Source organism: Salinivibrio sp. ML290, from assembly GCF_001995695.1.
In the GTDB taxonomy this organism is placed as follows: Bacteria; Pseudomonadota; Gammaproteobacteria; order Enterobacterales; family Vibrionaceae; genus Salinivibrio; species Salinivibrio siamensis.
The window spans coordinates 59,171-71,391 of sequence record NZ_MUEY01000014.1 but is presented as its reverse complement, the minus strand read 5'-3'; the positions used below and the strand labels follow the sequence as shown (position 1 = coordinate 71,391).

11 protein-coding genes are annotated in these 12,221 nt (G+C 49.5%); 5 read left to right on the top strand and 6 right to left on the bottom strand.

The genetic code is table 11. The annotated features are described in order from the left end of the window. Window positions 1–79 precede the first annotated feature (79 nt). From BZG23_RS12720 to BZG23_RS12710, 3 genes are all read right to left on the bottom strand, one after another. On the bottom strand, window positions 80–400 hold the full coding sequence (locus tag BZG23_RS12720; RefSeq protein ID WP_077607149.1) for an AzlD domain-containing protein: 321 nt from the start codon (window positions 398–400) through the stop codon (window positions 80–82). Continuing rightward, window positions 397–1,119, bottom strand: coding sequence for an AzlC family ABC transporter permease (locus BZG23_RS12715; RefSeq protein ID WP_077607148.1), 723 nt, complete (start codon window positions 1,117–1,119; stop codon window positions 397–399). The genes BZG23_RS12720 and BZG23_RS12715 overlap by 4 nt, the downstream gene beginning before the upstream one ends. 188 nt (window positions 1,120–1,307) lie before the next feature. Continuing rightward, window positions 1,308–2,321 (bottom strand): Preprotein translocase subunit SecY, encoded by a 1,014-nt coding sequence (locus tag BZG23_RS12710; protein ID WP_077607147.1) that lies wholly within the window; start codon window positions 2,319–2,321, stop codon window positions 1,308–1,310. Window positions 2,322–2,609: 288 nt separating this feature from the next. Between BZG23_RS12710 and BZG23_RS12705 the strand changes: the two genes are divergently transcribed. From BZG23_RS12705 to BZG23_RS12695, 3 genes are all read left to right on the top strand, one after another. Further along, window positions 2,610–3,815, top strand: a complete 1,206-nt coding sequence (locus BZG23_RS12705; RefSeq protein ID WP_077607146.1) for an MFS transporter — start codon at window positions 2,610–2,612, stop codon at window positions 3,813–3,815. Window positions 3,816–4,093: 278 nt separating this feature from the next. Further along, window positions 4,094–5,683, top strand: a complete 1,590-nt coding sequence (locus tag BZG23_RS12700; protein WP_077607145.1) for a SulP family inorganic anion transporter — start codon at window positions 4,094–4,096, stop codon at window positions 5,681–5,683. 11 nt (window positions 5,684–5,694) lie between these two features. Next, window positions 5,695–6,543: a universal stress protein gene (locus BZG23_RS12695; RefSeq protein ID WP_077607144.1), complete on the top strand. Its 849-nt coding sequence runs from the start codon at window positions 5,695–5,697 to the stop codon at window positions 6,541–6,543. Between the two features lie 120 nt (window positions 6,544–6,663). Here BZG23_RS12695 and BZG23_RS12690 read toward each other — a convergent pair whose 3' ends face one another. The 3 genes from BZG23_RS12690 to BZG23_RS12680 form a co-directional block, all read right to left on the bottom strand. Then, window positions 6,664–7,212: a hypothetical protein gene (locus BZG23_RS12690; protein WP_046073060.1), complete on the bottom strand. Its 549-nt coding sequence runs from the start codon at window positions 7,210–7,212 to the stop codon at window positions 6,664–6,666. A 133-nt stretch (window positions 7,213–7,345) separates the two neighbouring features. Further along, entirely contained in the window at window positions 7,346–7,846 is a 501-nt protein-coding gene (locus BZG23_RS12685) for a response regulator (protein WP_077607143.1), read from the bottom strand. Then, window positions 7,843–9,798: an ATP-binding protein gene (locus BZG23_RS12680; protein WP_198532170.1), complete on the bottom strand. Its 1,956-nt coding sequence runs from the start codon at window positions 9,796–9,798 to the stop codon at window positions 7,843–7,845. Before BZG23_RS12680 ends, BZG23_RS12685 begins: the two co-directional genes overlap by 4 nt. Before the next feature lie 282 nt (window positions 9,799–10,080). On the opposite strand from BZG23_RS12680, the gene BZG23_RS12675 reads away from it, so the two are divergent. Both BZG23_RS12675 and BZG23_RS12670 read left to right on the top strand, forming a co-directional pair. After that, on the top strand, window positions 10,081–11,376 hold the full coding sequence (locus tag BZG23_RS12675; RefSeq protein WP_077607141.1) for a DUF945 family protein: 1,296 nt from the start codon (window positions 10,081–10,083) through the stop codon (window positions 11,374–11,376). Window positions 11,377–11,441: 65 nt separating this feature from the next. Next, entirely contained in the window at window positions 11,442–12,182 is a 741-nt protein-coding gene (locus BZG23_RS12670; RefSeq protein WP_077579040.1) for a PilZ domain-containing protein, read from the top strand. The last annotated feature ends 39 nt before the right edge of the window (window positions 12,183–12,221 follow it).

The following is a 12,221-nucleotide window of genomic DNA, read 5'->3' as shown; positions in this document are numbered from 1 at the left end:
CCAAATAAATTAAAGAGGCAGGGTGATGACCCTGCCTCTTGCTATAGTGGTATCGCACTAAATGGCTTATCGTCGCTATTTATCCCAGGACCCAAAGCTGAAGGGTAACGAAAAAACCAATCGATAGCCCAACCACTAATAAGGTCGATAGACGGGTACAGGCTAAACCGATAGCGACCAAGGCACTGACTAAATAAGGATTGGTGGTAGAGATAGCCAGCTGATCCTCGGGAAAGAAGACAATCGGTACCCATAGCGCGGTCAGAACCGCCGGTGCAGAGTAGGTTAGGAGTCGTTGCAATCGCGGCCCAATGCGCACAGGGATACTCCGTGCCAGTAGCAGATAACGCACCGAGAAGGTGATCAGCGCCATGGCGACGATGATTAACCAATACCTCATGTTGACGCCCTCCGTGTCGGTAGCGACTCAGCCATTAGCCCCGCGACCATACCTACGCCGGTTGCAATGATTAACGCATTGGGGATGTGGTAATAGGTGAATAGCAGCATACTGACACCGCTTGCTAAGGCACAAAGCAGTACGGGGCGGTTTTTTATACTGGGAACGGTCAGTGCGATAAAGGTGGCTGCAATGGCAAAATCGAGGCCGATCGCTTCCAAGGCTTTCAGCTGAGAACCAGCTAGAATCCCCGCCAAGGTCGCAAGATTCCAACCCACATAAAACGCGGCGCCCGTATACAGGGCGTAGTGTTTAGAAAATCTTCCCTGCTTGCTGGTGTGTGCGGTTGAAAGCGCATACATTTCATCGGTCAGTAAAAAGCCGAGGCCGAGACGCCATTTAAGTGGCAAGGGAGTGATGTACTGTCGAAAGTGAGCACCATAGAGAAGGTGCCGTGCGCTAATCACCAGAGTGGAACCGAGCACCGCCGGTAAGCCCGCCGCATTGCCCACCATCATGGTGCCCGACAATTGCACCGCCCCGGCAAAAACCAGTAATGACATGGCTTGTGTTTGCAGTGCACTGAATCCCATTTGCAGCCCTAATGACCCGCAGAGTATCCCCCAAGGCAGGACGGCGAGGCACAACGGACTGACATCGCCTAATGCGCGCCATACTGATGCCTCAGGCGTATGCACCTCTTGTGCAGCCTTATGCATAGATCACCTTTTTGTTGTATTTGCTTGGTTATAAATTGTTTTTATCGGTAAGGTGCTAAAAGGTCAGGTAACGTACTGATTAACAAACTTACAAGATGTTTGTACCACATCGCTACGCAGTCGCAAAGAACGGGATAGTTAAGTGGGCTTCCCGCCATGATACTCAGCGGTATATTGATGCTGGTGGTTTAACCCACCCAGTGATAATGGTGGTTCGGCTTTTTGGCCACCAATCCCTGCTGTTGTAAGTGGGTAAATAGGGTATCGACGGCCTCTTGGCTGAGTGCATATTCCGCCATCACCGCTTTTTTGCTACAACGCAGCGTTTTGGCGGCTAGCGCGGCTTTGATATCTGCATAAGGCGCATCCGTATCCTCGTGAGGAGACGCTGAATCCGGCGTGGTGGATTCCGTGTTGATATCATTGGCACGAGGAGAGGCCTTGTTGTTCAAAGGCGTAGGGGGCGTGGCATGTGGGTGACGATACCAATGGCGGAAACGCTGCTCTTCACCAATCACGCCGACAAAGAAAGCGGTGAACAAATCTAGCAACACAGAGAGAAAAATTACCAGCCAAGATTGGGCTTGATCGGCGCTGACGCCTAATGTGTTAGCAAGGTTGCTAATCAATCCCAAGATGGAGCCCTGTGCCACCGCGGGTAAACTATCGCGCTCGAACGCGAGTTGCTGTTGCTCTTTGCGTAATTGGTTGTTTTCTTTTTGTAATCGCGCTACGCCAGTCGCAATTCTATCCAGTTCGATATAACGCTCGGCGGCTTGATTATTCAAGGTGATTTGTTGCTCGATAGCATCGATTTGCCGGTTATAAGCGTCAATCTGCGCTTGGGCTTGGCGCTGCTCACTTTGCGCGGCATTGGTGGCACTATTGATGCCGCCAATACTGCCGCCAATCGAGATTAAGGCCAAAATGAGATAAAAAGCCAAGGCTGATAAGGCACCCACATAGTTGCCGTGCGCTCGGCGCTCACCAAACTCGTACCATGCGTAAAACTTACCCGCTTCAAAAATCACTGCCAGTGCCCCGAACAACCATTGCATCAGCGGGTTGTCGTCAAGGGATAAGAAAAGCAGCAGGGAAAAAATGGTAGAAGCCACAATGGCGGCACCGGTAAAGCTGTACACACTCAACATGGCGAATCGCCCTTTGGGGAAGCGTAACGCCATCTTGGTTGGCGCTGACATGACTGGATTCATATTGTTGTTATTGTCTGTGATATTGAGAGGGCGCAAAGCCTAGCGCATATCAGCCCGTTTGTGTGTCAGTAAGCGGTGAAAACATGAATAAGCGATTGATTCATCGCCAATATGGATTAAAAGGCATCACAAAACCGACGTAAGCAGGTCGGGTTTCATTTCTTCTTCCGTGCAGGCATGTCATAGTCAGCTTTCACCTCATGCATTAAGTAAACCCTTGAAGGCGTGTTGATATATGACGTTTCAAAATGAAATGACAGGGGGCAATGGAGGCGTATGCTAGCGCGATCGTATGTGACATTAATCAGGCACCAATGGCCGTTAATTGCTTTTGGCTTTCTATCGATCTTTTTTGGCAACATTGGTCAATCGTTTTTCATCAGTTGGTATGGCAGCAGTATTAAAGATGCGCTGTTGTTGAGTGATGCAACCTACGGCGGGATTTACGCCATTGCGACCATGACCAGCAGCGTGTTGGTGATTAGCTTTGGTGGTGTGGTGGATCGGGTGCGGGTCGACAAACTACTGATCTTCTTTGCCACGTTACTGATGGTCGCGTGTGCGTTGATGTATTCCGTTGATAGTGTGGTGGGCTTGCTGCTGGTTTTCTTCTTACTGCGTTTTTGTGGACAAGGTTTTTTGCCTCACATCGCGCAGGCCACTGTGATTAAGCGTGCACAGCAGGATAAAGGCAAAGCCATTAGCTTGGTCGGCAGTGGTGTTGCCATTGGCGAGGTGGTTTTACCCTCAATTGTCATTGGCTTAATCGCGTTTTTGGGCTGGCGAGAAAGCTGGTTATTCATTGGTGCTACCCTGTTAGTGGTGTTTTTACCACTGGTGTTATGGCTAGTCAGAAAAGCAGACCTTAAGCGGACCCGTATTGACGCAGATAATCAAAACCACGCCAGCGATGCGAGTCGGCGTCAAGTTATTCGCGACTGGCGGTTTTGGATGATCATACCGATAGCTTTGGTGACGCCGTTTCTGGTGACCGGCGTCTTTATCCAACAGGACTTTATCCTGGAAGCGAAACGGTGGACGCCGGGCGTATTAGCGGGCAGTTTCGTATTTTACGGGGCCGTGCATTGGCTAAGCTCAGTGATATCAGGCAGCTTGATTGATAAATATCGTTCGCGAAATGTACTTATCTTAATTCCCATTCCACTGCTACTTGGGCTAATGGTGATAGCTAACATTGATCATACCCTTGCGGCACCGCTTTTTATGTGCCTTTTCGGTTTAGCGATTGGTGCAACCAATCCTGTGATTAATACCTTATGGGCGGAAATGTATGGGGTCTCGCATATTGGTGCCATTCGGTCTTTGGTGACTGGCATGATGATCCTCTCCACCGCATTGGCACCTTGGGTGTTCGGTATCGTTATCGATATTGGCTGGACGCTTAACCAACTGATTTATGCACTCATTGGATTGATTCTTTCCTTTACCGTGCTGTTGGTGCCTGTGTATCCACGTATATAAGATACAGCGCTAAGCCTAATGTGCGAAAGCCAACCTTGCCTGATGGTAAAAATAAGCGAAAAAGGGGGTTGGAGAAAAGAATGAAATAAATCTGTGCTAAAAATATCACAATTACAAATTAAGCATCTGATTTATAGGCATTAAGTCGTTATTGGACAAAAAAAGGGGAGTTGACGCTTGGTCAATAAGTGACTAGGATCACGCGTTTTGATTTTCAGGTGAAATCAGGCCTGAAATGAGCGCGACACCTTTTTTAACCCAATTTTGTAGAGACGTTCATGATAGATAGAATTCAGCGTGATTGGTTCTCCAATGTACGTGGCGATATTCTTGCGGGTATCGTTGTGGCATTGGCCTTGATCCCAGAAGCGATTGCCTTCTCGATTATTGCCGGTGTGGATCCGAAAGTCGGGCTTTACGCCTCCTTCAGTATCGCAGTGATCATTGCCTTTGTGGGTGGCCGTCCAGGCATGATTTCCGCCGCAACGGGTGCGATGGCGCTGTTGATGGTGACCTTGGTGAAAGAGCATGGGCTTGAGTACCTATTGGCGGCCACTGTGCTAACCGGGATACTGCAAATAGCGGCCGGTTATTTAAAACTCGGTAACCTGATGCGTTTTGTTTCTCGCTCAGTGGTAACCGGGTTTGTCAACGCGCTCGCGATCCTGATCTTTATGGCGCAGTTGCCAGAGCTTATTGGTCCGGAAATCATCCAGGGTCTAAAGGTGACATGGGAAGCGCTCGCGGTGACCGATTCTGGTATTGGACTTTACTATCCACAAATCACTCTTATGGGCGAGATTATGTGGCATGTGTATCCAATGACGGCCGCCGGTTTGGCGATCATCTATCTTTTCCCTCACATTCCTCGTATTGGTAAAATGGTTCCATCACCTTTGATGTGTATTCTTATCCTAACCGGTATTGCAATGGCGTATAACCTCGACTTGCGTACCGTGGGTGACATGGGTGAACTGCCTGATACCTTGCCAGTGTTCTTATGGCCGGATGTGCCGCTAAACGTTGAAACCCTGGCGATTATCTTCCCTTATTCTGCGGCACTGGCTGTGGTGGGTTTGCTTGAGTCGATGATGACCGCCACCATCGTCGATGATTTGACCGACACAGACAGTGAGAAAAACCGTGAATGTAAAGGTCAAGGTATTGCCAATATTGCCACCGGTTTCTTAGGCGGTATGGCCGGTTGTGCGATGATTGGTCAGTCGGTCATTAACATTAAATCCGGTGGACGTGGACGTCTCTCTACCTTGTTCGCCGGTGTGCTATTGCTGATTATGGTGGTGTTCCTCAGTGATTGGATCAGCCAAATCCCGATGGCCGCGCTGGTGGCGGTAATGATCATGGTGTCTATCGGTACCTTCTCTTGGGAGTCAGTGGTTAACCTGAAATCACACCCACTATCGACTAATATCGTGATGGTCTCGACCGTGGTGGTCGTGGTCTTCACCCACAACCTCGCGATCGGTGTATTGGTTGGGGTGCTACTGGCAGCCTTGTTCTTTGCCAATAAAATTGGTCGCTTTATGGTGGTTAAAAGCGAGCCTGAAGACAATGGCGATGCGCGTACTTATCGTGTTGTTGGCCAAGTCTTWTTTGCCTCGTCAGATCAATTTTTATCATCGTTTGACTTCAAAGAGGCGTTGGAGCGTGTCACCATCGATCTCTCGGCAGCGCACTTCTGGGATATCACCTCCGTGTCTGTGCTTGATAAGGTGGTCATTAAGTTCCGCCGTGAGGGTACCGAGGTGAATATCGTGGGAATGAATGATGCGACCGCTACCATTGTCGATAAGTTCGGCGTGCACGATAAACCAGAAGAAGTAGAAAAAATGATGGGTGGCCACTAAGGAGACCGACCATGGAACAAATTACCGCGTGCGTAGATGGCCCGCATTATTCAAAGCAAGTGGCAGATTTGAGCGTTTGGGCTGCCAAGCGCTTGTCTGTCCCTTTGACACTTTTGCATGTGCTGGATAAGTCCTCACACCAAGCGGAGCCTGAACTATCAGGCAACTTGGGCGTGGGTAGCCGTGAACAACTGCTACAAGAGCTGGTGGAGCTGGATGAGCAGCGCGCCAAGCTAGCCATGAAGCACGGCAAAGCCTTGCTGTCTGAGCTGGAAGAAGACGCTAAAGCCAAAGGGTTGAGCGATGTGCGCAAGTTGCAGCGCCATGGCAATTTGGTGGAGACCTTACTGGATATCGAGCCACAGACACGGGTATTAGTATTAGGTAAATCAGGTGAACTACACCAAAACGACACCAAGGCGATTGGTTCGCAGCTTGAAAGCGTGGTGCGCTCGATTAAAGCGCATACCTTGGTTGCTAACGGTGAGTTTTCAACACCTGAAAGCTACTTATTAGCATTCGATGGCAGTGACATCAGCGAAAAGCTAGTGGAAAAAGCACTGAGCACACCGCTGTTGGCAGGGATGACCTGTCATTTAGTGATGGTGGAAGACTCGCAAGAAAAGCTAGCAGCGTTTAAACGCGCGGCAGAGCGCTTGAAAACGGCGGGTGTCGATGTGGTTGAGGCTCAGTTAACCGGTGACGTGCACCGCGCGATTTTAGCGTATCAAGCTGATAATCAAGTGGGCATGATCGTGATGGGCGCCTACGGGCACTCAAAACTGCGTCAATTCTTTGTGGGGAGCAATACCACTAAGTTGTTGGTTGAATCGACTGTGCCTATGCTATTGATCCGTTAGTTGTGCATGAGTGCATACATACATAAAAACCCGCAGCGATGCGGGTTTTTTTGATCTGACTTTCAACGTCTGGCGGCAATACGCCATTGCTTGATGGCAATGCATTACCGAGTGGACTTATCAGTATTTAAAACGCGTGGTAAACATAAACTGATCGCCGTACCACTCGTTAACACGGTAGGCTGCACCGAGTGAGAATAGCTCAGTGGCATGGAATCGCCCGTAGGCAGATCCAAAGGTATCTTCTTCATCATCCACTGTTAGCAGGCCGATTTCGCCGCCAACTTCAACTTGTGGGCCAAGCCACTGACGCACGCCTAGGTTGACCTCTAAGCCGACATCACTATCAAAGTTGTCTTTGTTGACGCCACGCGCGAGTAGCTCACCGGTTAAGTCTGCCCAGTTGTTAATCGGCGCATGAAAGCCAATCCCAGCAGCCGTGTCCCAATCGGAATCAAATTCGGTATCCGCTTCTACGCGTACGTGCGCGTTGGGATGGATAGACATGCTAAATCCTGCACCATAGGTGAGTGGGCTAACACCGATGCGTCCTTCCAGATAGTCGTAACTGAAGTTACTCATGGTGGTGAGGTTGGCGTCTTCTTCATTGGCCACGGCGCTGAATGAAGCCAAAGCGACAATCGCGCTGGCTAAAAGAGATTTACGCATTATCAATTCCACTTGTTATTGGTGTTCAAATCATTCTATAAGACGATTGCGCGCAGAAACAAGCACATCCGCCCGTGAGTCAGGCTTTTTTACCGATTTTTGACCTATCGGCGTGTACAAACTGGTTTGGGGACTACTCTGCGCCCATATCCCATTTGTTGCGGTTGATGGCTTCTACAATCCTAGGGGTGTTCAGTACACTGGTCCACGGCAATAAATTGGCTTCGTGCGCGATGACATAGCTGGTGAGCTGATCGGTGACGATACTGACCAAGGTCTCTTTTTGCCAAGGTTTGGCAAGGTAATAGTGTAAACTGGCGTGATTAACCGCAGAGACCGTATCTTCCAAGCCTGCTTGGCCGGTCAGTAACACTTTGCGCGTCGACGCTGTCTCTGGCTGATTGGCTAACTCAATCAAAAATTCCACCCCGAGCTCGCCGGGCATAATATGATCACACAGAATCAATGCCAGCTTGGTACCTTCTGTGGCCATGTCCGCAATCACTTCTCGTGCTTCTGCGACTGACTCTGCCGCTTCCACCTCGAAGTGATCGGTAAAGCCTTGCAAGTCATCGATCACGCTATCGAGCACATCACGCTCATCATCGACACATAGGACTAAGTATTGGCTCATCGTTGGGGCTCCTTACTGGCAGAGGCGGGGAGTTCAATAGGTAACGTCACTGTCATTGTGGTACCGACAGCTGGCTGCGAGTGTACCTGAATATCGCCCCCTTGCTCATGGATAATGGTTTGGCACATGGTCAGGCCAATACCTAGACCAAAATGACCTTCGCGTTTGGTGGTGTAATTTAACGCAAACATTTTTGCTTGCTGCTCAGGGGTCATGCCTATACCGGTATCACTGACCGACACTTCTATCGTGCCAGAGGCTTGGTCATTGAGTGTTTTTACTGTCACTGTCAGTGTGCCTGGTGTTTGCATCGCATCTAAGGCATTGGCAATGAGGTTTGTCCATACCTGCGCTAAGGCCGAGGGCTGAGCAATAATATCGGGCACCCAGTCGTAGCGTTTTTCCAATTGATGAGGCTTGAGTCGATGCTCAAATAAGGTAAGGGTATCGTCAATGTTTTCAATAATACGGGTGCGTTGGCGTTGTTCGCTGTCTTGACGGGCATAGGTGCGTAAGCTTTTGACGAGATCGGCAATACGCGCCGCGCAGACATGATTAGAGCGCAATAACCGCCCACAGCGGGCGTATTGCTTCCAGGTAGCAAGTTCGTGATTAAAGCCCTCACCCAGACGTTGTTGCCATTCTTTGATCTTTTCAGGCTGATACAACCCAATGTTGACTAAATCGCGCGCGATCCGTTTATCCCCGGTGAGGTCGCTTAGGGTGCGGGTATAGGTTCGAGCCGTGGCGGTTGATAGGGGGGTACTCTCGCGGTTTGTCTGTAAAAGCGACAGGGCTTGTTCGCGGCTGGCTGAGGTCAACGGGGTTTTTGCCACTTCCTCTAGGGCGTCTGCAAGTGCGTCACTGTTGCGTAAAATCGCTGACACTGGATTATTGAGTTCGTGAGCAACGCCCGCCACGAGTTGCCCCAGTAGTGCCATTTTTTCTTTTTCTAATAACTGGCGGTTAGCTTCGTCCAGTGAGGCGAGCGTTTGCTGCAGCTGGATTTCGGTATCGATACTGCGCTTTAAGCGTTGGTTAAAGTGCAGCAACAGGTATTGAATAAACAATGGCAGCAGCTCAGAGCGGCTGGTCATTATTTTGCTAAATAACGCATGATCGATTTTGATCACCTGCGTCCGAGTGAGGGTGCGCCCCGTAGAGAAAGAAACGTCTCCCGTCACGAACGACATACTGCCAATCAAGCTGCCGGAAGAAAGGGTGGAAACATGGTGCTCTTGCCCTTCGTCATCTGTTTTATACAGCCCAACGTCACCGTCGGTGATAAACCACAAAAATGCATTATCTTGATTTTCTTTGGTAAGCACATGGTTGGCACTGTAGGTGCGGCACGCACGGCTTTCATCGTTGCCTTCAAAAAACGCATACAAACCGGCAATGACGCGATCGGCGACCGCTGCTTTGTCGGTTTCGCCTGGCGCTAACAATTGCGCTTGAAATTGGCTTATCTCGCGCTCAACTTGAGCATCTAATAAGGTGCGGTGATCTAACACTTCGGTATAACGCAGCAAATCATGTTGGCAATAGCGCAACACGTAGGTAGTGAGTTCTTTTTCGGCAACACGCTGCATCTCCTCGGCTCGCCAAGGCTTGTGCATACAATAATTGAGTCGGCCTTCATTCACCGCCTGCAAAATAATATCGTATTGCGGTGCCTCACTGAGCAAAACAGTCCGTGCGCCTTGACTGGCAGAGTGGTTGTCGACATTGACTAATAGATCGATACCGCGATTATCGTCCGACCCGTTATGGCAGATCAGTAATGCCACCTGTTGCTCGTTAGCCTTAAAGTCGTCGAGCATGGTATAGGCGTCGTCTGGGGTCTCTGCACTGCAAAGATCAAACACATCACGAAACGGCGCAAGGTCGTGAGACAACTGCTCTACCACGAAAGGGTCTTGGTCAATGCACAATATAACGTAGGGATTCATACACTCTGTCGATCTATTGCAAATATGCTTTGATTGTATGCATTTATCCGCGGCAATGATGCGAAATGGTCGACATTCACGAATAAATACACCGTATTCTGCATGGCGGTACTGTGATACACGCCCTTGCCTCATTAGTGAGAAAGTTCCTTCTTATTATTCATTGTCTATTGACCTGTGCGATGGCTTCCATAACAGTTTGCCTTCACAGTATAACGCGTTATCTTCAGCGCCTAATTTTAGTTACACTATGATTTTTCGCATGCCTGAGGCAAAGAAAACATGTTTTTAGGAAAGTATGGTGCCATCGCAGGTGGCCTTGCGATTGTTGCGTGTTGGCCGTTTGCGACTGGCCAAATCGCACAGTCGATGTATGAGCGAGAAGTCGATCAGCGCTCAACGGCAGAATTCACGCTTGAGCAGCAGACCTACGATCGCGGGTATTTAAGCTCGCAGGCGGTCACACATCTCGCATTTCAGGGTGAAACCAAAGCGATGCTTGCGCAGTCGGGCTTACCCGTTAGCTACGAAATCGCCTCAGAGATCTCCCATGGCGTGTTTGGCGTCTCGTCAAGCAACACGTTAGTGATGACGCCTGAGCTACAAGCGATCACCCAAAAAGCGTGGCCAGGTAACCCAACCCCAGTTCGTTTAGAGCTAGATACCTTGATGACAGGGGCATCCGATTATCACCTTACCGTCGCACCTTTTTCGCTATCAGAGGCGAGCAGTAACCTGACCGCGAGTGAGTTAAGCCTACAAGGCGAGATCGACCGCAAAGGACATGTGAACGCAACCTTTTCTTTACCCGCGCTGGCCTTCAACGACGATAGTGGGCAGCAACTGAAAGTGGATAGCGTGTCGGGGTCAGGAAGCGGCTATTTGCAAGATGGTCTGTGGATTGGTGAACAGTCTTTATCGCTCGAGCAAGCGCACTTCAGTGATGTGAGCGGTCAATCGTTAAAGCTGGGCGACGTCAAGCTTGAGATAGGGAACAAGTTGATTACGTCTGAGTCAACGTCAACCCGCGAGCTAAATAACACCAACCAACTGACGGTGGGAACGATTGCGTTACCGAACAACACGCAGTGGCGTAACTTGGTAGTGGCACTCGATGCCAATCATCTTGACTACAGTGCCATGTCCCAAATCGCGTTACTCTCGTCGCAGTGGCAAGAAGGTAGCGCACCAGTGAGTATGGAGGCCTTTGACCAAGCTTTGGTGCAATTGTTGCAGTCGGGGTTATCGATTGATTTGTCGCCCGCCAGCTTAACCGTGCCAGAAGGCGATATCAGTGTCGACATGCACGTCGATGTGAAAGGCAGTGAGCCAACTGGCGTGTTTAATTTGCAGCAACTGGTCAATCAGGTAAGCGGTGATCTTGATGTCTCGGTACCCAATGGAGTGGTGACACAGTCACCGTGGCAAGCAAAAGTACAGGATCTGACCAAAGCGGGTTTTGTCACACAAACAGATAAAAATACTGTGCTGTCTGCCAAAATTGAGGGAAACCAAATCATCACCTCTGATGGCTCTGCCGTACCGCTGGTACAGTTTGTCATGTTTATGCTGATGTAAATGCCGCATGGGCACTGACTTGAGACGTCGGTGCCCTTAGTTATCCATCACAATAAAAGCGAACGATGATGCAGTCCTTGCCTGAACTTAAGGCCAAAAAATACAAAACGGTGAGAGAAGAGACCGTCATAGGGTTACGTGCCGTGGCATTTATGAAGCATGGCACCACGACGCAAGTACAAATAAAGACCCCAGTGGGACAAACGTACCGGTGTGAATGTACCTTTATCGGTTTTGATGGTGAAAAGCGCTTATTCTTTTCGCTACCGACAGAAAATCTTAATCAAGTTAATCAGTTTTTTATTGAAGGTTATCGCTTGGCGGTTGATGCAGTATCTGATGAGGGCGAGGGGGCTAAAGTGCGGTTTGCCTCTAAGATCTCAACCGTGCTCAAAACACCCATTAATTTGGTCATGGTCGAGTTACCGCAACAAGCCAAACTGATACAACAGCGCAAAGATAATCGTTATGAGTTAAACGTCAAAGGGGAAATTCCGCTCGATCATCGTCGTTTGCCCGTTAATCTTACCGATATTTCTGCAGGCGGTTGTGGGTTTAGTTTTGACGCCATTGCGCCTGTGTTTGAAAAACACCACCAAATGGCGATTCAAATCCAAGCACCAAACAGTGACGAGTGTTTTATCTTGAGTGGGCAAATAGAGAACCGCCAACAAAAATGGGGCATGCAACGCTATGGCGTGTCGTTTGACCGCAGCGGTCTCAAACATTGCGAGGCGTTGATTAAACGGCTGGTTTACGATGGTTCTCATTACATTTTTAACCCCAATGCTGAAGCGAGTGAATGACAAGGTCACTTTAGGGGCTTGAGGCATGTCGCGTCAGAG